Here is a 25,343-nt window from a genome sequence, read left to right as displayed (position 1 = left end):
TCTTGTGGGGTGGGCGTCTCGCCCGCCCAGTCCATAGAATGGGCAAGATGCCCGCTCCACAATATTGGTACAGCTATTGTTTGAGGAGCGATCCCTCCGGCGGGCTACACTACGCCAGAATTATCCAAAAAAACGCTTAACTCTAATCCCGAAACCTGGTAACAGTGGTGATGTGATTTCGTCATCAGCCAACAAGGTTGCGATCAGTTTTAATTGGGCAGCTTCTCGGCGATAAACTTGTAGCTGCTGTAATTGCCAATTTGCAATCCAATATTCTTGGACTCCTGTAGATGAGTATAGTTTCAGCTTGGCTTCTCGATCTCGACGTTCGTTAGTTGTCCCAGGAGAAAGCACTTCCACAATGAGTTCTGGCGCTCCTCTCAAATGCCCTTCATCATCTAGCAGTTGTGCTAAACGCTCATAACTAATCCAAACTAAATCGGGTATGACATTATCGGCATCTGTAAAAATTATGCCGGGAGTTTGACGGGTTTCCCCTAGCCCACTAGAGCGAGACCAAAGTTGTAATTCTAAGCATATATTGCCCGCAGTCCCTTGATGTTTCCAGTGAGGCGCTCTAGTCACAAATAGCTCTCCGTCAATAATCTCATAGCGCTTCCATTCGTCAGTTGTGAGTAATTCTAAGTCTGAGGTTGTCCAACGGACTTGATCAGATATTATTTGCTTCATAGCATTATTTTCCTATGCTTAGTTTAGAGATAAAATTCTATTTTTCAGAATATTTGCTCAGGGTCAATACCTGCGGCTCGTAAGCGTTCTGCCAATATTGCAGCCCGTTGACGTTCTTGTTCTAGTTGTTGATTTGCTTGCTCTAACTGCTGATTTACTTGCTCTAGCTGTTGCCTTGATTCTTCCTCTGGCAACATCACCAGATGTCCATCTGGTGTAAAAAAGCGTAATTTGCCCAAATATACTGCCAAATACAGCCCTAATTGCTGACTCCACAACCAACCCGACTCAGTGGGTACAAGTTCTTGGTATTGCCCATCAAGTATGTGAAATCCCCGTAATTCCAGGTTATTTGGGTCAAACCAAAAGTAATCTGGAGTGCGAAATGTATTTTGGTAAATTTGCTTTTTTAAACCTTTATCAACAGAGGCAGTGGAATTAGATAATAGCTCAATAATTACATTGGGATATTTGCCGTCTTCTTGCCACACAACCCAGCTTTTACGGTCTTTTTTTTCTGTATCTAAAACCACAAAGAAATCGGGGCCTCGAAATTCTTCTGACTTTTTCTGGTTGGGACTGAAATAGATCGTCAGGTTGCCGGTAGCATAAAAATCCTGGCGATCGCGCCACCACCATTTAATCAGGCGAATCAGTAAATCAATTTGTTCGCGGTGTAAATCAGATTCCAAAGGGGGTTCGTCACTATAGATGTCGCCTGGTGGGAAAATTATACTCTCAGTGACATCTTCTAAACTAGGGGTAGCAGTAGGGATCTGAGACATACAAGATAGGTTTTCTATTTGTATCTATGCTATCGTGACCAAGTTTTGCATTATGAGTGCGTTCGCACTCTTTTATTCTTCATCCCGATATAACTCTTGCAAGTCTTGTAACTGAGTCTTGCGGGAAATCCGGCGATATTTTTTACTTTCTAGCTTGGGTTCGTATTGACTCTGCCCTTTGCCTTTGCTTTTGCTTTTTAACTTCATCGTAGATTCTGGATCGGCTTGTTCGTGTAGCTGTGTTTGATGAGCGATCGCCGCGTCCAAAAATTCTAAATAATGTTCATATCGTTCCCAGTCTCCCCGCACCACGCACTCAGGTTCGTCTCGATGCAGACAATCACTAAAGCGACAGCTAGCAACTGCTAACCGCTTTCTGGCTTCTGGGAAATAATGGATTAATTCTTCTGGTATACAATCCATATCTGGCTGATTAAAGCCGGGAGTATCTGCCAGCAATCCACCATTAGGTAACTCAAATAATTCTATATGGCGAGTGGTATGACGACCACGTGCTAATTTACCAGAAACTTCTCCGACTCGCAGCTTGGCAGAGTCAATTAGTGTATTAATCAGGCTGGATTTACCCACGCCAGAAGGCCCAGCAATGACAGTAATTTTATTGCTCAAATATCTGGCGGCTTGCTCAGTATTTATACCATCTTTAACACTGATAAATATTGGTTGATAGCCCCAACCAAGGAGGCGATCACTAACTTGTTGCTGTTCTGGCGGTGAAATTAAATCACTTTTATTCAAGCATAAAAGCACATCTAAATCAGTAGACTCAGCTTTAATCAGAAACCGACTCAGCTGATAAGGTTCCAAAGGGGGATCGGCTACAGCAAATACCAATAGAATTTGGTTGACATTGGCGATCGCGGGACGATCTAACTCACTTTGGCGGGGTAAAACCTCAGCGATCGCACCCCGTCCCCCAGCCCAATCTGGCTCTTCTACCACAACGCGATCGCCCACCATCACCTGTTGTCCAATTTTTTTCAGGCGGGTTCGACGAGTACAGAGGAGCAGGGAGGCATTTAAATCTAGTTTCTCCTCTGCTCCCCTGCTCCCCTGCTCCCCATCCTCTGGTTCCAGCTGCACTCGGTAAAAATTAGCTTGTACAGCCACCACCGTACCCAATAACTGTCCAGTTGCGGCAAAATTTTTCCCTGTCATTGGCTAGCAACTGGACGACGCACTAGCAGAGAAAAATAACTAGTGCAATCTGTAATTTGTTCCACCTGATAACCTGCCATTGTCAAACTATCAGGAACCTGTTCAATTGGCTCACCTGGGTCTAGCCAAACTTCTAGTAAACCTCCCAATGGCATTTTCTCCAGACGTAATTTTGTCCGCACGAAATTAATCGGGCAAGGCGTGCCGCGTAAATCAAGTTGAGCATCGGGAGTTGAAACAAAAGAGGGCTTCATCACTTAAATAAATTTCCCAAGAATCCTTCTAGACCACCTTTACCAGTGCGATCGCCCTTAATTTTAGCCAGTTTCTCCAATAGTTCCCTCTCCTCTGGGGTGACTTTATTGGGAATATCAATTAATACGTTCAGCATGTGATCCCCACGACTGACGGGATTACCCAAGCGGGGTACGCCGCGATTTTCCAACTTCATCACCGTATTTGGCTGAGTTCCGGCTGGAATAATCAGTTCCACTGGGCCATCTACCGTATCTACCTCTAACCGGCAACCTAAAATCGCTTGTAGGTAGCTAACTTTGATTTCCGAGAGAATATTAATGCCATCCCGTTGGAATTCCTCGTCCTCATTCACGAACAAGTAAACGTACAAATCCCCAGGAGGGCCGCCGCGCTGACCGGCATCACCTTCACTAGAAATTCGTAAGCGTGTGCCATTATCCACCCCTGCTGGAATGGTAATTTTGAGTTTCTTGGTGACTTGATTTGCGCCTTTACCATCACAGGCATCACACTTATCTTCAATTACCATCCCGGTTCCATTACAGGTAGGACAAGTTGAGACTTGGGTGAAACTGCCAAAAGGTGTTCTCGTGACACGGCGTACTTGACCCGAACCGCTACAAGTCGAACAAGTGCGAGGCCGGGTTCCCGGTTTAGCACCAGAACCGCTACAGACTTCACAATTTTCTAGATGGGAAATGCGAATTTCTTTTTCGCCGCCAAATACTGCTTCCCGAAAGTCTAACTTCAGGTCTAGCCGCAGATCATCGCCCCTCGCAGGCCCACTGCGTCGTCTTTGTTGCGTGGGATTACCCATACCGCCAGCAAAGCCACTAAAAATGCTTTCAAAGATATCGGCAAAACCACCCATATCACCGACATCTTGAAAGCCCGCGCCGGCAGCACCAGACACACCCTCAGGGCCAAAGCGATCGTAACGAGCGCGGGTTTCTGGTTCCGAGAGTACCTCGTAAGCGCGGTTAATTTCTTTAAAGCGATCCTCCGCCCCCGGTTCTTTGTTCACATCTGGGTGATACTTCCGGGCTAAACGACGATAGGCTTGTTTGATTTCTTCTTTGTCGGTGTCACGAGAGACACCCAGAATTTCATAATAGTCGCGGGCCATATAGCAAAGGTAAAAGTTAGAAGGAAGAAAGCAGAAGTCAGTAGAAGATCACGGTCACTTGCTACCCTACGGAAAAGTGTTTTGCCTACAGATATGCAAGAGCAACACAGTATCCTTTAGAGGGTGGCTTGCCGAAGGTTAGACAGAAGATAAAATTAATTTTTGTTAATAAATTGATTTTACCCTTTAGCTTTTACAAAAATCACCGACAAATCTTGAATAACAGGTGCTTTCCTCGTGGGAGACGACAAAAGCCATAGAAGTTAAGAGCAGGGGAAGCCTTTGCTCAGACTTCTCACTGCCGAGTCGGCTGTCTCTTTTACAATTGTGCTACGTAGCAGAGGAAAACCCCGCCCATCAACCAGATGGGCTAGCCGCACCATTAGGTGTGGAAAACCACCCTTATGTAATGGAAGTGCATCTAAACTGGCATACTGCCTAGCCCAAAGTAATTTGCTTCTACAATCTAGCAAACCCCTGGGGTCTTGTGAAACTTCGCTAAATATTTAGATATATTAAAATGTCTTAATTAAAATTTGCAACTTAGGGGATTGGGGATTGGGGACTGGGGACTGGTGATTTGGGATTTGGGATTTGTGGGGCTGGGTAAGGGGTTTGAAGAGTTACAGGTGTAGAGGAGGAAAGGGTTTAGAGAAGAGGAATTTTCGCTCTGCGTCCCTAGTCCCCAGTCCCTAGTCTCCAGTCCCCAGTCCCCAGTCCCAACCCCTAATCTATCGCCTCATAATCAGCCTGTGCGGTACTTTCTTCGTCAAAATCAAAGTTGAATTGTGGTATTAGTGTACCGTTCATTGGTGAATCTACTTCTGGAGTAAAAAGACTAGATGAATCCTTCTCAATCTCATCGCTTTGGTTGTTAGCTCGGTTGTAGACATCGGCGCCAATTGCAAACAGGGTTTGTTGGAAGTCTTCTAAGCGCTGCTTAAATTCCACAGTGGAAATGCTGGAATCGAGCATTGCCGCTTGGAGTTGGGAAACTTTTTCACTGGCCAAGGTTTTCATCTGGTCGCCGATAAAGTTGCTGTTATCTTTGATGGTGGATTCGTAACTGAACAACAAATTATCTGCTTGGTTTTTGAGTTCCACCAGTTCTTTACGTCTTCTATCTTCTTCAGCAAACAGTTCGGCCTCTTGGCGCATCCGTTCGACTTCGTTGGTACTCAAACCACCTGTATTGGTAATCCTGATACTCTGCTCTCTACCAGTACCTTTATCTTGAGCAGAAACCTTCAGGATGCCGTTGACATCGATTTCAAAGGATACTTCAATTTGCGGCACACCACGGGGCGATGGGGGTATTCCTGCGAGCAAAAACTTGCCGAGACTCTTGTTATCTCGTGACATTGCCCGTTCACCTTGGAGGATGTGAATTTCTACTGAGGTTTGCCCATCAACTGCGGTGGAAAAAACTTGTGACCGACTTGTAGGAATTGTGGTGTTGCGTTCAATGATTTTGGTGAATACTTCACCCAAAGTTTCAATTCCCAAGGACAGAGGGGTAACATCCAAGAGTAAGAGATTATCGACTTCGCCACCCAATACACCTGCTTGGATAGCCGCTCCTAATGCTACGGCTTCGTCAGGGTTGATGGAGCGATCGGGAGCTTTGCCGTTGAAAAACTTAATTAGCGCGTTTTGAACTGCGGGAATGCGCGTAGAACCACCTACCAAAATAATCCGATCTATGTTTTGTGGTTTAAGATCGGCATCTTTGAGCGATTGGATCAGTGGTTCGATGGTCGCTTCAATTAATTTCGCAGCAAGTTCTTCAAATTTAGAGCGGCTAAGTTCCATTTCCAGATGCTTTGGCCCAGTATCATCAGCCGTAATAAAGGGCAAATTGATGGAGGTATTCACCATACTGGAGAGTTCAATTTTTGCCTTTTCCGCTGCTTCCCGCAGACGTTGCAGCGCCATTTTGTCTTGGGAAAGGTCAATTTTTTCTTGTTGCTGAAAGCGTTCCATCATCCAAAGGACGATCGCATTATCAAAGTCGTCTCCACCCAAGTGGTTATTACCACAAGTCGCCTTAACTTCAAAAACACCATCCCCAAGTTGCAGGATCGATACGTCGAAGGTACCGCCTCCTAAATCAAATACTAAAATTAGCTGCTCTTGGTCTTGCTTTTCTAATCCAAAAGCCAAAGCCGCAGCTGTTGGCTCATTGATGATTCGCAGTACTTCTAGTCCAGCAATTGTGCCAGCATCTTTAGTTGCCTGTCTTTGGGCATCTGTGAAATATGCTGGTACGGTGATCACTGCTTGAGTGACTTCCTCACCCAAGAAGTTTTCGGCATCCTGCTTAAGCTTTTGCAGGATCATGGCGGATAATTCTTGTGGCGTGTAGTTTCTTGAGCGAATTTGGACATCAACGGTATCGTCTCGACCTTTTACACAGTTGTAGGGGACGCGATCGCGTTCTACTTCCGTGTCTTCCCAACGCCGCCCAATAAATCGTTTAATACTGTAAATTGTGTTCTCAGCATTGGTTACGGCTTGGCGCTTTGCCAATTGACCAACCAAGCGATCGCCACTTTTCCCAAATCCTACAATACTTGGAGTAGTTCGTCCCCCTTCAGAATTGGAGATCACCAGTGGTTGACCGCCCTCCAAAACTGCGACGCAACTGTTCGTAGTGCCTAAGTCAATCCCAATAACTTTTCCCATATTTAGCAGTATTTTTACTGAGTTATTCTTCTGTAATATGTCGCGGACTAACTTTTTTCCTAAGAACAAAGGCTAGCGGATAACGTCTGTGGAACCTCTATTGCTGGTAGCAAAAGAGAAGTTGAAACACAGAGAGTTATCCAAAGCCTTGTTTTTGTTTAGGTACGCGATGCTCGTCCTTACTAGAACCCAGGCACTTAAGGTCAGCGAGGCGAGCTGATTACAGCTTAACTGTTGGCTGAACTCGGCTGATCTTCTGGTGCAGCAGGGCTATCTTCCTTGGGAGCAGCTACTTTGACCATTGCATGACGTAGCACGCGATCGCCCAAGTAGTATCCGCGCACTAACTCTTCTAACACTGTTCCTTCAGGATGTTCATCCGTAGGTTCGCGCATTACTGCTTCATGCAGGTTAGGATCAAATTCTTGATTTTCGGGACGCATTGGTGATACACCCAAGCGCTTCAGGCTATCTACTAATTGTTTGTAAACGCCTTGGTAACTTTTGTGCATGGTCATTTCGCCATCAGATTGCGGTTTGAGGTGCGATCGCGCCCGCTCAAAATTATCGACCACTGGCAGCAATTCCAAAATCGTATTCCGCTTCACCTGCAACTCTAAGTCTTCTTTTTCTTTACTAGTGCGTTTCCGGTAATTCTCAAAATCAGCGGCAATCCGCATATATTGAGTACTACGTTCTTCTAGCTGCGTTTTGAGGGACTCGATTTGTTGAGTCAGTTCTGCCAAAGCTGCCCTGTCTACTTCAGTTTTCTCGGTTGCAGCGAAGCTATTGTCTGGATTGATAGTAGCCGTATCTCCTGTTTGGGCTGCCACTTGCTCTGTCACCTCGCTACCAGATTCATTGAAATTAATTTGGGCTGGGGAGTCACTCATCATTGCTTGCTTTACCTCTGTTGGTTCACCCAATTGCTGGCTTGTGTTGTTTATCTGTTTATTTTCATCGATCATTGTCTATTCATTCCAGATCCTATTTAGGGCAGTGTATATCCACAGCTTGCAGCCGTCGTCATCCACGACTTGCCACTGGGGCTAATTTTGTTGCCGACAAGTTTCTGGAAGTGATTTAACCGTCCTCTTATTGTGACAAATGGTGAACACGTTAGCCCAGACGCTACGAAGGCGGGAACCCGAACGAGTAGGACTGGGGACTGGGGAGATTGGTGAAAAAGCAGAGGAGTAAAAGGGCGGTTAGAAACCGCGTCTACATAGACAAAACCCACCTCCGTGGGTTTAAAACACTCAATTTTTCTTTAGCCCGCGTAGGCGAACTTTGTTTGTGTAGCCGCGAATTCTATTCGCTTTTTTGGTAAATGAGAATTCTATCTCCCAGACTGGGAATACTTTAAGTAGAGGTTTCCCCAAATCAATCGCTCATTTATGAACTCGTCACCACAACGGCGCAGTACCGCTCTAACTACCAGAACAGAGTTTTCGCCCTTTGGCAATAAGCTTGTGCAATCTGGCTATGTCAATACCGAACAGATGAGGCTGGCACTAATTGAAAGCCGCAAATCTGGCAGACCCTTAACGGAAGTACTAGAGTCAATTACTGGGCAACAACTATCGCCTGAGTTGCTCAGGCAATATAAAAAACAGCAGCTATTTGAACTTAAAATCCTATACGGAGTTGAATTCCTAGATCCTGAAGTCAACTCTGTTGGCAATACGATGATGGGGAATCTGATTGAAACCCTGATCCCAGTGGATATCTGTCGTCGCCATCGTTTAGTACCACTATCGAAACACGAAGACCAAACCCCACCCTCAGTTTTAGTGGCGATGGTCGCTCCAGATAATCTAGAGGCTTCCGATGACCTGAATCGCATCTTGCGCCCCCAAGGCTTGGCATTGCAGCGCATGGTGATTACCCAGGAAGACTACCAGCAGCTAATCAACCAATACCTGGATGAAATGGCTGTTCGGCAAAAGCACCTAGAACAAGAAAAGTTTACAGATATTAATCAGGATTTAGAAAACCTCGGAAATCTCGATCTTGCTGATGCTCCGGAAGAAATGGAGGCTGATCTAGGGGCGGCGATGAAGGGCGCAGAGGATGCCCCAGTCATCAACCTAGTTAATAGAATCCTGGCTAAAGCCTTACATGAAGGCGTTTCTGACATTCATATCGAACCGCAAGAAGAGAATTTACGCATTCGCTTCCGCAAGGATGGCGTACTGAAGGAAGCTTTTGATCCCCTACCGAAAAAAATTATCCCGGCGGTGACAGCCCGATTTAAAATCATCTCCAATCTAGACATTGCGGAACGACGTTTACCCCAAGATGGACGTATCCGGCGGATGTTTGAGGGGCGCAAAGTCGATTTCCGGGTGAATACCTTACCCAGTCGCTACGGGGAAAAGGTGGTACTGCGGATTTTGGATAACTCCTCTACCCAACTGGGATTAGATAAGTTAATTACCGATCCAGAGACTTTACATATTGTCCAGGATATGGTTAGCCGTCCCTTCGGTCTAATTTTGGTAACTGGGCCAACTGGTTCTGGGAAAACAACCTCGCTGTATTCTGCACTCTCAGAAAAGAATGATCCCGGAATTAATATCAGTACTGTAGAAGACCCAATTGAATACAGTCTACCAGGAATTACTCAAGTACAGGTGATTCGGGAAAAAGGGCTGGATTTTGCTACCGCATTGCGGGCTTTCTTGCGGCAAGATCCAGATGTGTTATTGGTGGGTGAAACGCGGGATAAGGAAACGGCAAAAACAGCTATTGAAGCTGCCTTGACTGGTCACTTAGTATTAACTACCTTACATACCAATGATGCCCCAGGTGCGATCGCACGTTTGGGAGAAATGGGGATTGAGCCTTTCATGGTTTCTAGTTCCCTAATTGGCGTTCTAGCTCAACGTTTGGTGCGGCGTGTCTGTTCTGAATGCCGTATTCCCTACACTCCCACAACCGAAGAACTGGCTCGTTATGGTCTATCAGCTTCCTCTGATGTGGGAGTCACTTTCTATAAAGCTAACAGTTTGACATTAGATGCGATCGCCGAAGCCAAAGCCAAAAATCAGCTTTGCCCAAAATGTAATGGCGGCGGCTACAAAGGGCGTTGTGGTGTTTATGAAGTTATGCGAGTCACCGAAAACCTCCAAACTCTCATTAACGAAGATGCACCCACAGAACGCATCAAAGAAGTGGCAATAGAAGAGGGGATGAAAACCTTGCTGGCTTACAGTTTAGACTTAGTGCGCCTTGGTTCTACCACCCTAGAAGAAGTAGAACGGGTGACGTTTACTGATACTGGTTTGGAGGCCGAATTAAAAGCTAAACGTAAGACTGGACTTACCTGCCGGAGTTGCCAGGCCACATTGAAACAAGAATGGTTGGATTGTCCTTACTGTATGACAGCTCGGTTTTAAGACTAATAGTCATTGGTCATTGGTCGATGTTTAATAACTTTAAACAAATAACAAATATTAAAAGGAAGCAGAACTATGGAAATGATGATTGAAGACTTGATGGAGCAATTGATTGAATTGGGTGGCTCGGATATGCATTTATCCGCAGGTTTGCCTCCCTACTTCCGCATCAGTGGCAAACTCACCCCCATAGGTGAACATGTATTAACAGCCGATCAATGTCAAAGGCTAATTTTTAGTATGCTTAACAACACCCAGCGTAAAACCTTAGAGCAGAACTGGGAGTTGGATTGTTCTTATGGTGTTAAAGGTTTAGCTCGCTTCCGGGTCAATGTTTATAAAGAACGTGGTTCTTATGCTGCTTGTTTACGGGCATTAAGTTCTAAGATTCCTAACTTTGAAAAATTAGGTTTACCAGATATCGTGCGGGAAATGACAGATAAGCCCAGAGGGCTAATTCTGGTGACAGGCCCTACAGGTTCCGGTAAAACAACAACCCTAGCGGCAATGATTGACTTGATTAACCGCACCAAGGCAGAGCATATTTTAACGGTAGAAGACCCAATTGAATTTGTATATGAACCAATTAAAAGTTTGGTTCACCAGCGACAACTAGGTGAAGATACTAAGAGTTTTGCTAATGCTTTGAAAGCAGCTTTGCGGGAAGATCCAGATATTGTTCTGGTAGGGGAAATGCGCGATTTAGAAACAATTTCTTTGGCGATTTCCGCAGCAGAAACAGGACACTTGGTTTTTGGTACGCTACACACCAGTTCCGCGGCACAAACTGTTGACCGGATTATTGACGTTTTCCCCCATGAAAGACAAACCCAGGTGCGGGTGCAGTTGTCTAACTCGTTAGTGGCGGTATTTAGCCAAACCTTAGTTTCCAAGAAAAACCCTAAACCTGGTGAGTATGGTCGGGTAATGGCTCAAGAAATTCTGATTGTCACTCCTGCTATTTCTAACTTGATTCGAGAAGGCAAAACATCTCAAATTTACTCAGCTATTCAAACTGGTGGCAAATTGGGGATGCAAACTCTGGAGAAGGTTTTAGCCGATTTTTACAAAGCAGGAACGATTTCCTTTGAAGCGGCGATGTCTAAGACTTCTAAGCCAGATGAAATCCAACGTCTCATTGGTACTTCTGTACCACCACAAGCAGCAGGTGCGAAACCAGGTGCAGCTGCCAGAGCGCATTAAAGGAAGTGGGGAGTAATAATTTTAGATTTTAGATTTTGGATTTTAGATTGAAATTTAATCCAAAATCCTCAATCCAAAATCCAAAATAAAATTGCCCTATACCCAATTAATAACAACTATTTTGAATTTATTTTATGCCAAACTTCGTTGCCCGTGTTCGGGATTCGCAAGGAAACTCTCGAACAGAAAAAATTGTTGCCGAATCCTTGGTACAAGCTCGGACTAATCTCAGAGATCAAGGTTTTGTCATCCAAGAACTCAAACAATCTCAGGGATTTCAGCCAGATGTTGCCTTCAAAAATTTCCAGAATTCCTTAATTAAGGTTTCTGTGAAAGACAAAGCCGTTTTTTCGCGTCAATTTGCCGTTTTGATGAATGCGGGAGTTGCGATCGTTAGAAGTCTAGGGGTACTTTCTGAACAGTGTAGTAATACTAAACTGAAACAAGCCCTAGTTGAAATTAGCACCGATGTTCAAAGCGGAATGAATCTTTCAGAGGCAATGCGGAAGCATCCTGACTGTTTTGATGGATTATATGTGAGTATGATTCAAGCTGGCGAAGTTGGTGGTGTTCTAGACGAAGTATTAAATCGTTTAGCTAAGTTGTTAGAAGATGTTGCTCGTCTACAAAACCAAATTAAATCAGCATTATCTTATCCAACGGTCGTGGGTTTTATCGCAGTTGCGATCTTTCTTGGCATGACCATTTTTTTGATTCCGATTTTTGCCACAATTTTTACACAAATTGGCATCTCATTACCACCTCTAACGCAATTCTTGATGGATGCTAGTAAGTTTTTGAGAAGTCCGGGTGCTTTCGTCCTGCTTGCTGCTCTTATAGGACTAAAATTTGCCTTTACACAATACGGTAAAACTCCTGTTGGTCGTATCACAATTGATCGTCTTTCCCTCAAAATGCCATTGTTTGGTGACTTAATTCAAAAATCTTCAGTTGCCCGCTTTAGCCGGACTTTTGGTTCTTTGACTCGTTCAGGTGTACCAATTTTAACTTGCTTAGAAATTGTCCGAGATACATCAGGAAACCAAGTAATTGCCAATGCGATAGACGCAGCCCGCATGGAAATTCAACAAGGAGGTATGATTAGCATTGCTTTGCAAAAAGATGCCGTTTTTCCAGCTATGGCAATTCAGATGATTAGCATCGGAGAAGAAACTGGAGAATTAGATGGAATGTTGATGAAAGTTGCTGATTTCTATGAAGATGAAGTTGAGCAAGCAGTAAAAGCAATGACCAGTATTTTAGAACCGGTGATGATTGTAGTTCTAGGGGGAATGGTTGGAACCATTTTGCTAGCGATGTATCTACCTATGTTTGCGGTATTTGAAAAGCTGGGATAAGGGATTAATAGTTAGGGGTTAGAAGTGAGGAGTTATGAGTTAAAACTTTTTATTCCTAAACTGTTAACTCTTAACTTATTAATTTTATTCTTAACTGATAACTCCTAACTCCTCACTATTTAATTAAACTATGACTGTGCAAAAATCTCACTACGAAGCAAGTTTGGCAGAGTACAGCAATCATCTAGCTGCGATCGCCTTACTAAAGCAATATCGTCCATACTTGGAGATGATCCCTAGTCTGCGTCGTCCAGATGAAAGTGTTATCACTATACCCTTGCCAATTGTCCGTCTTCGTAATGCTACAACAGCCGCACAAACAATTTGCTTACCCTGTGATGTGGCAATTTTAATGTGCGATCCAGAATGGAAAATCAAAACTGGAGCCGAAATTTTAGTTTTTATTCATCGCGCTCACGAAGACTTTTCTGATTTATTAGGACGTTGGCGACAAACTCAAGTGTACTTGGACAATGATTATGAGTGGTTGATGCCTCTGCGCCACAATCATATTTTGAGTGAGGGAGCTAATACTATATATCCTCTATTTGTTGTTTTTAGTGAGACTGTAGAACGCATCCCCAGAGGACTGGTGGGAGCCGAACTCCCATTTATTATTATGCAAACACCAGATTCACTGCTTGAGGAAAATTTCACAGAAATTTTCTCTCCCGAAATTCCACCAACTTAGAAAAAGTTATACCAATTCTATAGGACTTACACACTGTAGAAAGTCAGAAATATATCATCTATCAAACTCAAATAAATATATTTTTATCCTATAGCAATCCAATTTGATTTTTGAAAAAATCTAAGTACATGCAGGGTGTGTTATCGTGTAACATAACGCACTCTACGTGCAATATCACTTACTTAAGCTGAATTTAGCTCCCCGACTTCTTGAAGAAGTCGGGGAGCTAGACATTAAATAATTGCCTCTTGACAAGCTCAAATTAGTTACTATAGTCTGTTAATTCATACGCATCTTAGCAAAAAAACAATATAAAATAAACTGATGAACAATCAAATTAGGATTTTGATAGTAGTAGCATTACTTGTAAGTTCTACAGCCGTAAAATCTTCTAGTGCAACAGAAAAAAATACTGATTTTTTTGCTACAAATATTAGCTCTATAGCTCCAAAGCAAATTAAAATAGCACAAGCTATAGAACCTAGAGTTATTAAGCTTCGTCTAGCCGATTCTGGTGTTTCAGTAGGAAGTGTTTTATCTTGGGGATTTGCTGGTTTGATCCAAAAAAGATCAACTGATTGGGTTCGTTTAGAAATAAGCGATCGCCAAGTAAAAGTAGTACATACAACAAGAACGACTAATTGGTTAACCCAGGTTTCTAAATGGTGGGATCATCCTGTCAGAAAAATTGCTTTTAAACCAGATTCTTGTAAAGTAGATAACGTACAAAACCAAGGTGGCTCAGATATAGAAACCCAACTGAGAGACATAAAAAAGTTGTATGATTCTAAACTAATAACAGAGCAACAATATCAAGAGTTGCAGCGTAAAGTTATTAATCAAATAAATACCACTCCCAGCCAAGCTACTACGATTAATTCGGAATGTATTATTTTAGGAGAAAATGCTACAGTACCACTTAAAGATATGACTTTATTAACTAAAGGAGAATTTAAAATTGAATATCTAGAGGGCAATGAATGGAAATACGCAGCCTTTAGAGTACCAGAAAAAGAATATCATTAGCAACCTGCGAACAATACATTTTTCCACATATAAGCGCTACAATAGCAATTCTATTTTATTTGTAATAATTGCAACCCGAATATCCCCGACTTCTTTGAGAAGTCGGGGATATTGTTTCTCAGGAATGATTTAGAGGGGAACTATATTTTATCAAGCGTAAGCCCTCTAGTCGGAGAGCCTCAGGATAGAGAGCTTTGTAAATATTGCAATTTGGAGATTGAATATCATAACGGCCTGTAGCCTTAAAAGTTGCCAAAGAACAACCACCTGTACACCAATATTTCCACTCACATGTACGACAGCCTTCTTTTTCCTCAACTGATAAATTCTGAATACCTACTTTATCTTGTCGCACAACACTTAAAGGATCTTTTGTAGCAGACGAAGATACAGTTTTATGTAGTTGCATCTGGCATTTAGCAATTTGCCCTTTGTAATCAAATACGAGATAACTTTGCCCAACTCCACAAGTTCGTTTATGAGGAGAAGATAAGTTAGCACGATCAATCAATGATCCTAGCAAGCTTCGATTAGGTAATTTCAATTCAATAACTTTGAACGCTGCCAACATTCCCTCAATCAGACGAGATTCTTCTAGTTGCAAGTCTTCGTAAGAAGCTGACAGTTCGTTTTCGCGATAGAAATTTAAACTAAAGGGTAGATTATTTTCCAATATCCATTCAATAAGAGGGGGTAATCCTTCTGCGTTCCGCCCACTAACTGTAATGGAAATATCTGGTATAAGACCATTTTGCAAAGCAATCTTAATACCTCGTTCAACATCTTGAAATGATCCCTTTCCACCCGCATAAGAACGTTGGATATTGTGGAAATTTGATAATCCATCTAGTGAAATCATGAGATGCAGATTCAATGTTTGCAGCATCTCAATCATCTCAGGAGTAATCAATGTTCCATTACTAAGAACAACTCCATCTAATATGATGTCTGTTTCTTTGCTAAGAGATTGAGCATACAAATGGAGATCCCTAATTAAAGGAGAACATAGTAATGCTTCTCCTCCTGCATACTTTAGTTTGACGCGGCGGTAATTATTTAAAATTGCAGAGCGAAATGTAGCTTCAATAGCTGCTTTACCTATATCCATTGACATATCATTTGCTACATGAGGAAGGTAGCAGTAGTCACATCTTAAGTTGCAGCGATCGGTGATATGTAACCATGCTGTTAAAGTTTCTGGTATTTCATTTAGATTAAATGAGTAATTATTAGGTGCTATCAAACGTGCTTGATATAGTTCTTGAATAGCTGTCTGTAAGTCTGCTGAATCAATAGAAAGATTTTCTAGTGCAATATCATCTAATTTATGAGGGTTTGCAAATTGATTTAGTAAATATATTGCTGATTGATTTAGAACTGCTACTTTATGATGAGTACCATAACAGATAGAATAAGTATCATCTAGATTCATTATCTGCGAGTTGGGAGCTTTCACAAACTCTGTATCCAGTATCCCCAGAGATAACCGGATATCTGAGCTTAATTCTGCTAAAGGGGATAAGTCACAGGCACAATCCCCTCCATCACAGTCGCATTGCCCAGTTGGTACATAAGTAGAATTGAGAGAAACTAAAATTTGGGGTCGATCAATTTTTTTACTAAGCATGAGAAGATGGCTGTTTAGTGGCACGTATTCTAGTCAAAAACATTTGTTGATCGCACCATTCCTTGAGGGCTTTATGATCTTTCCACTGAGATTTTAGTTGTTGAATCAGAGTTTTAGAAAGTTCTATCGGCAAACGTTCAATTTTCTTTTGGAGTAGATTTAGCTCATGTTTGATTGAATACGGCCCGAAACCTCCATGTTGAAAGATTTTGGGTATTCCTTGAGCATATTTACTGAAAGCAAAATCGTAGTTCGCTTCTTGAAATGCAACATCACCTTCTATCCGTAATATACGACCAAAGTATAATGTATGGATATTTTGATAAGATTGGAAGCGATCGCTAAGTTCTCGCGCATAATCTGAGATATGGTTGTATGCTTTTGCATAATAATCAAACTCTGCTTTACCTACCAGGCTATCGATGGCATATCGCATGTCATTGTATTCTAGACTAGTCTGATAAGAGCGTTCATTGAGTATTAGAGCTTGTTCTTGCAACGTGCGATCGCCTGTTTGAAACCCAAGATGCCAATAGACACTAGCAATTTGGTGTAAAATCCCAGGTAATTCCTCTTCAAGTCCGTATTTTTCTGCAAGTTTCAGGCTTTTTTCTAAAGCATCTTGAGCAAGACTTAGGAGATTGAGATCCCATTGTACTTGTGTCACATCCCAAACGGCTTCATTTACTACCTCGGCACTAAACCACTGATTTAAGCCTAACTGAAAGTATGCTCTACATAATATTTGATTATCGTTTTCCTCATTGTCGCAACGGCTTAATGCTCGTTCAAGTAGCTGTTTAGCTTTCACATAATTACCATTATCTACTAAAATAGTAGCAGAGGCAATTTCGGCGTTGGCTATTTCGCGTTCGCTCTCAACACTCGACCACATATCAATAGCAGCTTTGAAACACTGTTCGGCTTTTACGTAATCTTTTTGTTGTCCATACAAAAATCCCAAGTTATTCTGAATACTAGCCATAACTTGAGTTAAGCCTTTGTCAGGAGTATCAACTTCCATCGCAGCATCCCAACCTAGTTTGTAATATTTCTCAGCTTCCTGAATGTTGTTGAGTTGTCGATGCAGATAACCAACTAGGTTAGCTACAGCAGGAATAGCGTATGATAGGTTTTTACTTTGAACTAAGGATAAACACTCTTGCTGATATTTCAAGGCTTCGTCATAGAGATGTAACTTGGTATTTAGCATTCCTAAGACATTGTAAATATCGGCTTGATGAGATGAGTTAGCAGATTCTTCAGATAGCATTCCCTCTAGCTTGATCAACTCATTTTCTTTTGTACTCTTGTCTTTAAGAGCGTGAACAATCTTTGATTCAAAAATAATCAGTTTAAATTTTTGATCGGGAGTTATTTCTGTTTCAAATTCTTTGGCAATTGCCAACAATTGATTGACAAAGCCAAATTTTTTAGATTGGCGGCGTATCCTATCAGTAACTTCATGCCAAGTTTCAAAACCTATTTTTGGATCGGCGTATAAAGCATTCCAGAGCCATCGCGTAGTATTAAATTCTCGCAGTTGTTTTATTTCTTCAATCAGAAACTCAATATTAGTGATTTTATGAGAATCATCAGAGTGACGTTGAATCTCCAATACCCTTTTTTGTGGCCCTAAATCATAATCTTTTTGCTCGAAATATTTGGCAGCAATCCGACTATCTCGTTTTCTCCATTCCAAATCTGGGTCAATATCTGCCCATACATATTTCTCAACTAAGTCTCGCACAATATCATGCAATGATATTTGCGAACCACCGATTACTGGTTTGATAAAAAAGTAGCTTTGTGCATCAATAAATAATCTTTGAGCTTCTTCTGGAGATAGTTCTAATAAATTAGCAATATCAGCACTATCTAATGGGTAGATACGTGAAAGCAATAGAGTTAACCGATCCATTGATGTCCGAAGCTGCGTAATATGTCGAACCATCTCAGCTTCAAATCCACCAGTTTTTTCTAACCTGCTGGGAATAGTTTCTATATCTTCACTCTCTAACCAATCTGGTATGACTTCCCGATAAGCATACTCTACCCCAAATTCAATCATGATCGGGCTACCACCAGAAAGAACTATGATCTTTTTAACCAAGTCTTGTCCAAGAGTAAAGTGAAGCTGTTCCTCCTTAGAAAGAATGTATGTTTGCACATCTTCATGAGTAAATTCATTTAATTCTAAATAAGTTAATTCTTCTTCTTTGAATGACTTTTCTAGAATTTGCCTGGCAATACTAGGGCGACCTGCTAAAATAAATACAGCATTCTCTAGCTGAAGGCACAAATTGCCAATACACTCCCAAACTTGCTCTCTTACATCTGCTTGTCCTAACTTTTCAACCGTATCAATTAGAAATACTAGTTTCTGTTGGCTGGATTTTCGATTAATTTCATCGACCAAGAACTTTTCAAGCTGTCTACGTTCCTGTGTGTATGCAGTTTGACTGAGGCGGTTTTCATCTTCTCGCAGTTGTCGTAAGCGAAGCAACCATTCTTGATATGTAGAATCGTATAATTGCTTGGCAATTTGAGTGTATAAATCTTCTGCATCATTAAAAACAGGGATATCACAATCAATAATTTCACTCGTTCCAATCTGAACTTGGTTTAGACGGGATTGTAATGCACGAAGCAACCAAGTTTTGCCAATCCCACCTCTACCCTCGACTAAAACGACATGCAGCTTATTAGACTCCTGAACAAGGGAAATTATTCGATTTAGATGTTCTGCACGACCAACAAACTCTAATTTATCTAGTTCAGACATAATGTAGGACTCCTGTTTTATTTTTGCAAAAACTCAGTACACACCTAATCCCTACTCCTTAGTTAATTATTTTGAATTGCTTCATCAAGCTTCTGAATTAAATATCTATAGGGTGTATCATTATATTCGTCATTATGTAGATAGTAATTGACAAGAAACTGAAATTCCCAGTCATTTTCTACTTCAGACTTAAGAGTATAAATGAATTCATGGAATTGCTCTCTATCTGTATTACGGAATATTCCTAAAGTTTCTTCAACAGTTTTTTCAAAGAAATCCTGGCGGAGTTCTTGTCTATAAGCCAGACTATTCGGGCCACAATTGATAAATCCAGCATGTTTCTGAAGACTTTGAAAAAAGTACTGCATAGACCAAGTACCTGCAAAAGCAGAATTATTCTTTGATTTCAATTCATGAATATATTCCCAGCAGATTTGAGCCGCTTCGCTACAAAGTGATTGAAAGTTATCAGGCGAACTTTCTCTCAGAAGACCAATAACTAGTAGCCGTCGTGTCATGCCATCTTTGATAATCGTTTTATCACGAGTAAAAATAGATGTCTTTGTCAGTTCAGCATTTAATTTAAAAATATCATCACTGAAAGGTAACTGAAATCTCTGAACGGCTTCCTTTAATATCCAAGTTCCATTGAGTATAGGAAATATACTGAGTTTTTCAATTGATTCGTACAGATGATTATTTTCTTTTGTCAAGCTTTCTCTAATCTGATCTCTACACTTTTTGAGGCTTTTTTCCCATAATTGGTTTCCATAACTGTTTAAAAATAAATTAACTGTGTAATCACCACCTCGATAAACTTTTAATGCTTCAGCAATTCCCCCTGGATGTCCGCCAGTTAAATACAGTAAGTGTCCTGCCAGGAGAGCAAGACTTTCAGAAGTCATTTTGAAGGAATTGAGATATTTTGTTGCTGTATCTTCAATCACTTCCCAGTTAAACGGAGAGAGTGTTAGTTTCGGAAAAATTCGATCTAAGGGGAGATCAATCAGGCAGCGAGCTGCAATCACAACTCGAAATCTCCGGGGATTTTCTTTAAAAAACAGTAATTCTTTCAAGCATTTTTCAATTTTCCAGGCGAAGTCTCTCAAGTCATTAAAAAGTTCATTTAAACGTTGTTTTTGGGGGGCACTTCCATCTAGATCGATTAGTAGTACAATACCTTTTTTATCCTGGGCTTGCCATCTAGCCCAATTTCTATGCAATAGTGAGCCTAAACGCTCTCCCCAACTTAATTTATGCCCTTCTGGCATTGTCAAGTTGAGAGAACTTGCTAATCGTTTTTCTAAGTCTTCAATACTTTCATAACTAGATATAGAAGCATAAGCACAACACCATTGCAATTCTTGAAAACGCCCCTGTATCTGTTTGAGAAATTCTGTTTTTCCGTAACCTTCCGGTGCTGTCACTAGACGATAAGGAGGAGAGTTAGTTGCGGTAATCTCATTAATTGCAGCATCGCGATTAGTGAATGGGATCTTCTCAGGCTCAGGCTCTACAGATTGTTGAGTTAGCTGAATTAACTCTAATTCAAATTTTTCTATTTCATCGAATTTATCATCAAGTTGCCTTTGCAATCTATTTTTATCGACATCACTAAGCGTCCGCACTATTTGTTTGCTGATACTTTCAATATCAGTTTTTAAATAAGCGATTGACTGCTCTAGATAATTTTTTCTTGAATCTGAAGGATTGTTCATTACTTTTAGGAATTAAATTAATGGTTTATGATATTAAGTTCGTTTTCGACTCGCTCAAGTTCTTGTAGTATGCTATTGATTTGGCGTTGGATGATATTGCGATCGCTCGCACTCAGGGTATAGTTGAGTTGATTGTGAGCCGCCTCATAATCACTACTGAGAACGTCAAAGCGTTGTTGCAAAGTTTTGATTTTTAGTTGTTGCACTCTGCTCTGAATTGTCTGGGTATGTGCATTTGATGACATCGGCAAGGCTATTTCATCCCATGCTGCAATCAATACATCCGCAGGAATCATGAAAGCAGTTTTGATGTCTTCTCGCCGCTTCTCTGCCGCTACTGCCATACCAACTACTCCCACAAGGGTTTCATCCCATATCGGCGCACCACTAAAGCCTGGTTCTACTCTGTAGCCAGTTACCTTACTATCTTCCAGTTGCACCCATCCCTTTCCTTGGGAGTCTCGCAACACCCCTGTCGCCCAAACGCCATCATTGTGTCCGTCAGGAAAACCGAATATGCGGAAAGGATGCTCCCAGATATTGTTAGCTCTTACTAGCTGAATGGGTTGGGCTTCTTGAGGTAATTGCCCTTCTATTTGCAATCCTGCAATATCTTCAGGCTCGGAGGTTGATGCATTGCTGACAACAGGTTGCCAAAAAATAACTTTAGCTTTGAGTTGTTGCCCTGATGCAATTAGGGGAAAATCTAAATAAATATCATCACTAGGAGCTTCAACTATATCTTCTGCTAAAGATAGAGCAGAGGTAACAACATGAGCGCATGTCAGGATGTAATTTTGAGTTCGCCCAGAGACTAAAAAACCTACACCAACTACCGCACCATCAGGATGAAAAATTCGGGCGATCGCTGACCTAAAAGTTTGAATATAATTATCTGTACTTACTACCATGCTATGCCTTGTCTTGCTTCCATTTCAAGGTAATTTCGTAGTTAGCTTCACCACTTACAGAAGTAAAAATTGCACCCGCAGCAGCATTTAACTTAATCCCAAACTTAACTTCTACCTCATTAGCAGGTGTATTAAGCTGACTCAGTTTAGTGATAATTGCGGAAGCTACAGGCTGGATTTGATCTAATACCTCATCAAATTTCTTTTTAGCTTCAACTACCATTTGCCCTGTATCTGCTCTGGCAACACGTCTCACAGCATTGCTATTTTCTGGCTCATCAACTTCAACTAAAAACTTCGTCCCATCTTGGAGAGAAAATTCTGTAATTTGTTTTCGATTCATAATGAATGAAACCTGTTATTTTGAACTAATAGTTTAATGTGTTGATCATCAAATGAGTTGGCAGAATTTTTGTAATTCTAATCTCATTTAATGGTTAACTCGTTAAATACTTTAGTAGTCCATAAAGCTAACGAAAGTCTGGTACGTAGTAAGCACTTAAGTGCTTAACGCAAGGACTAAAGTCCTGACTACAAACTTATTTACCCAGCATAGTTGACTTTACAGCCTACTAGAAGTTTGTGAAGTTTCTGAATAAACTGACTAACTTCTTGCTGCGTGGGCATTACAAGCTGCTTGACTGTCGTGCTACAGATACAACAATTGTTATGTTAACTGTTATATTAGTTATATCAACAGCCTGATATCAATTAGTAATTATACTGACTTAGCTAGAAAATTACTTGAATTTAAGTAAGTAGGTAAGAATAAATTAAACTATGTTACGGTATGTAAATTTAATTAAATTTTCTCGTGGTAACGTTATGCAAACCACATCTATAAAAATATCCCCGACTTCTTGAATAAATCAGGGATTTAGTTAATTGAATAGCTGGTAGCTGGAAGTCCTGAGGAATTTTTGCTTGCAAATAGTCCATTAATTAGGAGAACACTTGGCACAAAAATCAGGACTGAATTTACAGTATTGGCTATTTGTCAATTGGTAAGCTGTACAATAAGGAAAACTGGTAAGTTCAATTTTGGCTGCTTGTAATTTGGAACCATTCGGCAACGCTTCAGTCAGTTTGGTTTTAGCAGCTAGAAGTATAGCTAAAAGCTTAGGCAACGCTATACAGGCAGCGATATTCAGCAATGTTAGCAATATAGTGTCTATCAAATTCATAGGTAGTCATCCCCTGTGAAACGTAGGCCTAGCACGTCGTAGAGATCGCTGTTCTTAGATGCAAACACAATCATTGCTTGCACTCTATGTAAACTAACTTTAACATAAATTTTTGTAAATATAAACGTGGAATTCCTGGAATTATCATACACAGAAGGGAATGTGGATAATAAGGACGGTGATTGTAGCGAAATAACAAAATAAGCTGTAAAAACGATCAGTTTAAAATCTTTAGGTAAGGTGTTATGTCAAAAACCCAAACCGTCTCTTCTTTTTTATCTAACATCAGTGAGGGAGAACGGCAGTCATTAAAGCGGTTGGTAGATTACACAAATGTGGAATCGTTACCAGAAGTTTGGCCTTTAGCCGCTCAAAAATTTGGTGATGTCGTCGCCCTCCGCAGCCCTAACGCTAAACCAGAAGTAGTGATTACTTATACCCAGCTAGCAGAGCAAATACAACTATTTGCTTCTGGGTTGCAGGCGTTGGGAGTCAAGGTAGGCGATCGCATTTCCCTAATTGCTGACAACAGTCCCCGATGGTTTATTGCCGATCAAGGCATAATGACTGCTGGAGCCGTTGATGCTGTGCGTAGCTCCCAAGCCGAAAAAGAAGAACTGCTGTTTATCATCGCCAATAGCGGCAGTACAGCGATCGTCGTTGAGGATTTAAAAACACTTAAAAAACTCCAAGACCGGCTCAAAGATTTACCAATTCAAATGGTAATCTTACTTTCTGATGAAGCATCACCGACAGACGAAACCCTAAAAGTACTCAACTTTACACAGTTGATTGAAATTGGGGTAAATCATCATTTTGTGCCAGCCAAGCAAAATCGTGACGCTTTAGCAACCCTAATTTATACCTCTGGGACTACGGGTAAACCCAAGGGTGTAATGCTGTCTTATAAAAATTTGATGCACCAAGTAATAACTTTTGGGACAGTATTGCAACCAAATACTGGCGATATCGTTCTCAGTATCCTACCTTCGTGGCACAGCTACGAACGAACTGTTGAATATTACCTACTATCTCAAGGCTGCACGCAAGTTTATACTAATTTGCGCTCTGTGAAAGGGGATTTGAAAAAATTTAAACCCAATTACATGGTGGGTGTACCTCGGCTGTGGGAATCGATTTATGAGGGAGTGCAAAAGCAGTTCCGCGAACAACCAGCGAATAAGCAACGCCTAGTTAACTTTTTATTGGGCATTAGCGATAAATATATCAAAGCCAAGCGAACTGCTCAGGGATTAGATTTAAATAATCTTCATGCTTCCGCCATCGAGCGATTAGCAGCTAAGATCCAAGCATCTGTTTTCTTGCCTCTCCACGCCTTGGGAGAACGACTGGTTTATGCCAAGGTGCGAGAAGCCACAGGAGGACAAGTTAAGCAAATGATTAGCGGTGGTGGTGCGCTGCCGAGACATATAGACAACTTCTTTGAAATTATTGGTGTGCAGATTTTGCAAGGCTATGGTTTGACAGAAACTTCTCCTGTTACCCATGTGCGCCGTCCTTGGCGAAATTTGATTGGTGCATCAGGACTACCACTCCCCGCTACAGAAGCTAAGATTGTAGATCCTGAAACAAAAGCGCCTCTACCAGTAGAAAAGCGAGGCTTGGTATTGTTGAGGGGACCGCAGATTATGCAAGGCTATTACCAAAATCCCGAAGCGACAGCCAAAGCAATTGATGCTGAAGGTTGGTTTGATAGCGGCGATTTGGGTTGGCTAACACCACAAGACGATTTGGTACTGACTGGCAGAGCCAAGGATACGATTGTATTGACTAACGGGGAAAACATCGAACCACAGCCGATTGAAGATGCCTGTTTGCGATCGCCATACATCGATCAAATTATGCTCATCGGTCAAGATCAGCGCAGCCTGGGAGCCTTAATTGTCCCCAATGTCGAAGCCTTGGAAAAATGGGCAGCAAGTCAGAATTTGATACTGGATACGTCGAGCGATCGCGTAACTTCCTCAGATAGTCAAAAAATTGACTTGGAGAGTAGAATGATCCAGGATTTATTTCGCCAAGAATTAAATCGGGAAGTACAAAATCGTCCAGGTTATCGACCGGATGACCGCATCGGAACGTTTAAACTCATTCTGGAACCGTTTTCGATCGAAAATGGTTTGATGACACAAACACTGAAAGTTCGACGACACATCGTCACGGAACGCTATCGCGATATTATTGACGGCATCTTTGCCTGATGATTCCACCTGCTAACTGTAAAGAGTGAACGTGAAATATGGATGTCTCCAAATCTAATTTGCTTCTGAAACGTGTCGTTAACGTCAAAGTTATTGTGACTCCTCTCTGGAAAGAGGAAGTACAACAACAGCTGCAAACGCAAATCAATCAACTCGATCAGCAATTGCAACAGCTAGACGTTGAAGGACAAAGAGCGATCGCAGCAATTCAAAAGCAGAGTCTACAACCACCAGGGCCACAGACTCTTCAACAAATTGACAATATCCAACTCCAAGTCAACCAAAAGAAAAGTGAATTTTTAGAGCAAAAAAATCAATTGCTGCAAAATCTCCAGCAAGTGCAGTTTCTCCAACAAGATCAGGAAGTCAACCAATTCCAAATGGAAGGCTTTTTCCGGGTAGAAACCGGTGATAACCTGATTAGCAAAATGCAGGTCGAAATCGTTCTGCGCGATGGCGTGGTAGAAGAAATTCGCGGCGACATTTAAAAAGTT

The 25,343-nt window shown here is 41.6% G+C and carries 21 protein-coding genes; 8 read left to right on the top strand and 13 right to left on the bottom strand.

The features are described from left to right. Window positions 1-120 precede the first annotated feature (120 nt). From V7L07_RS03340 to dnaJ, 5 genes are all read right to left on the bottom strand, one after another. Entirely contained in the window at window positions 121-690 is a 570-nt protein-coding gene (locus tag V7L07_RS03340; RefSeq protein ID WP_335055045.1) for a Uma2 family endonuclease, read from the bottom strand. A 44-nt stretch (window positions 691-734) separates the two neighbouring features. Further along, window positions 735-1,475 carry a Uma2 family endonuclease gene (locus V7L07_RS03335; RefSeq protein WP_335055043.1) on the bottom strand — a complete coding sequence of 247 codons (741 nt, stop codon included), beginning with the start codon at window positions 1,473-1,475 and terminating at the stop codon, window positions 735-737. Between the two features lie 72 nt (window positions 1,476-1,547). After that, window positions 1,548-2,654 carry a small ribosomal subunit biogenesis GTPase RsgA gene (gene rsgA, locus V7L07_RS03330; protein WP_335055041.1) on the bottom strand — a complete coding sequence of 369 codons (1,107 nt, stop codon included), beginning with the start codon at window positions 2,652-2,654 and terminating at the stop codon, window positions 1,548-1,550. After that, the gene (locus V7L07_RS03325; RefSeq protein WP_335055039.1) at window positions 2,651-2,908 is read right to left on the bottom strand and encodes a sulfurtransferase TusA family protein; all 258 of its coding nucleotides are present in this window, start codon (window positions 2,906-2,908) and stop codon (window positions 2,651-2,653) included. The genes rsgA and V7L07_RS03325 overlap by 4 nt, the downstream gene beginning before the upstream one ends. Then, window positions 2,908-4,038, bottom strand: coding sequence for a molecular chaperone DnaJ (gene dnaJ / locus V7L07_RS03320; RefSeq protein ID WP_179067212.1), 1,131 nt, complete (start codon window positions 4,036-4,038; stop codon window positions 2,908-2,910). The genes V7L07_RS03325 and dnaJ overlap by 1 nt, the downstream gene beginning before the upstream one ends. Before the next feature lie 226 nt (window positions 4,039-4,264). Here dnaJ and V7L07_RS03315 point away from each other — a divergent pair, with 226 nt between their 5' ends. Next, window positions 4,265-4,480 carry a hypothetical protein gene (locus V7L07_RS03315; RefSeq protein ID WP_335055037.1) on the top strand — a complete coding sequence of 72 codons (216 nt, stop codon included), beginning with the start codon at window positions 4,265-4,267 and terminating at the stop codon, window positions 4,478-4,480. 284 nt (window positions 4,481-4,764) lie between these two features. On the opposite strand, the gene dnaK is transcribed toward V7L07_RS03315, so the two are convergent. After that, entirely contained in the window at window positions 4,765-6,723 is a 1,959-nt protein-coding gene (gene dnaK, locus V7L07_RS03310) for a molecular chaperone DnaK (RefSeq protein WP_335055035.1), read from the bottom strand. A gap of 227 nt (window positions 6,724-6,950) precedes the next feature. Next, window positions 6,951-7,691, bottom strand: coding sequence for a nucleotide exchange factor GrpE (gene grpE, locus V7L07_RS03305; RefSeq protein ID WP_335055034.1), 741 nt, complete (start codon window positions 7,689-7,691; stop codon window positions 6,951-6,953). Between the two features lie 429 nt (window positions 7,692-8,120). Here grpE and V7L07_RS03300 point away from each other — a divergent pair, with 429 nt between their 5' ends. The 5 genes from V7L07_RS03300 to V7L07_RS03280 all read left to right on the top strand — a co-directional run bounded on the left by V7L07_RS03300 (window position 8,121) and on the right by V7L07_RS03280 (window position 14,402). Next, window positions 8,121-10,124: a GspE/PulE family protein gene (locus V7L07_RS03300; RefSeq protein ID WP_335055032.1), complete on the top strand. Its 2,004-nt coding sequence runs from the start codon at window positions 8,121-8,123 to the stop codon at window positions 10,122-10,124. A gap of 75 nt (window positions 10,125-10,199) precedes the next feature. Continuing rightward, window positions 10,200-11,327, top strand: a complete 1,128-nt coding sequence (locus V7L07_RS03295; protein WP_334778829.1) for a type IV pilus twitching motility protein PilT — start codon at window positions 10,200-10,202, stop codon at window positions 11,325-11,327. Between the two features lie 134 nt (window positions 11,328-11,461). Continuing rightward, complete coding sequence (locus V7L07_RS03290; RefSeq protein WP_335055030.1) at window positions 11,462-12,685, top strand: type II secretion system F family protein; 1,224 nt, start codon at window positions 11,462-11,464, stop codon at window positions 12,683-12,685. Between the two features lie 130 nt (window positions 12,686-12,815). Continuing rightward, window positions 12,816-13,376, top strand: a complete 561-nt coding sequence (locus tag V7L07_RS03285) for a hypothetical protein (protein ID WP_335055028.1) — start codon at window positions 12,816-12,818, stop codon at window positions 13,374-13,376. 324 nt (window positions 13,377-13,700) lie between these two features. Continuing rightward, the gene (locus V7L07_RS03280) at window positions 13,701-14,402 is read left to right on the top strand and encodes a hypothetical protein (protein ID WP_335055026.1); all 702 of its coding nucleotides are present in this window, start codon (window positions 13,701-13,703) and stop codon (window positions 14,400-14,402) included. A gap of 118 nt (window positions 14,403-14,520) precedes the next feature. Here V7L07_RS03280 and V7L07_RS03275 read toward each other — a convergent pair whose 3' ends face one another. The 6 genes from V7L07_RS03275 to V7L07_RS03250 form a co-directional block, all read right to left on the bottom strand. After that, window positions 14,521-15,834, bottom strand: coding sequence for a radical SAM/SPASM domain-containing protein (locus V7L07_RS03275; protein WP_335055024.1), 1,314 nt, complete (start codon window positions 15,832-15,834; stop codon window positions 14,521-14,523). A gap of 187 nt (window positions 15,835-16,021) precedes the next feature. Beyond that, complete coding sequence (locus V7L07_RS03270) at window positions 16,022-18,814, bottom strand: tetratricopeptide repeat protein (RefSeq protein ID WP_335055022.1); 2,793 nt, start codon at window positions 18,812-18,814, stop codon at window positions 16,022-16,024. 62 nt (window positions 18,815-18,876) lie between these two features. Further along, complete coding sequence (locus V7L07_RS03265) at window positions 18,877-20,532, bottom strand: hypothetical protein (protein ID WP_335055020.1); 1,656 nt, start codon at window positions 20,530-20,532, stop codon at window positions 18,877-18,879. Window positions 20,533-20,549: 17 nt separating this feature from the next. Then, on the bottom strand, window positions 20,550-21,443 hold the full coding sequence (locus V7L07_RS03260) for a trypsin-like peptidase domain-containing protein (protein ID WP_335055018.1): 894 nt from the start codon (window positions 21,441-21,443) through the stop codon (window positions 20,550-20,552). Window position 21,444: 1 nt separating this feature from the next. Further along, a complete protein-coding gene (locus V7L07_RS03255; protein ID WP_179067200.1) occupies window positions 21,445-21,786 on the bottom strand; it encodes a CU044_2847 family protein in 342 nt (113 codons plus the stop codon). A 595-nt stretch (window positions 21,787-22,381) separates the two neighbouring features. Then, window positions 22,382-22,627 (bottom strand): hypothetical protein, encoded by a 246-nt coding sequence (locus tag V7L07_RS03250; RefSeq protein ID WP_179067199.1) that lies wholly within the window; start codon window positions 22,625-22,627, stop codon window positions 22,382-22,384. Window positions 22,628-22,872: 245 nt separating this feature from the next. Between V7L07_RS03250 and V7L07_RS03245 the strand changes: the two genes are divergently transcribed. Next, the gene (locus tag V7L07_RS03245; protein WP_335055015.1) at window positions 22,873-24,849 is read left to right on the top strand and encodes an AMP-dependent synthetase/ligase; all 1,977 of its coding nucleotides are present in this window, start codon (window positions 22,873-22,875) and stop codon (window positions 24,847-24,849) included. 38 nt (window positions 24,850-24,887) lie between these two features. Next, window positions 24,888-25,337: a YlqD family protein gene (locus V7L07_RS03240; protein ID WP_069072569.1), complete on the top strand. Its 450-nt coding sequence runs from the start codon at window positions 24,888-24,890 to the stop codon at window positions 25,335-25,337. Window positions 25,338-25,343 lie beyond the last annotated feature (6 nt).

The sequence above is a fragment of the Nostoc sp. genome (assembly GCF_036916985.1).
GTDB lineage: Bacteria > Cyanobacteriota > Cyanobacteriia > Cyanobacteriales > Nostocaceae > Nostoc.
Note: the sequence above shows the minus strand (reverse complement) of the source record. Positions and strands in the feature narration are given on the sequence as shown.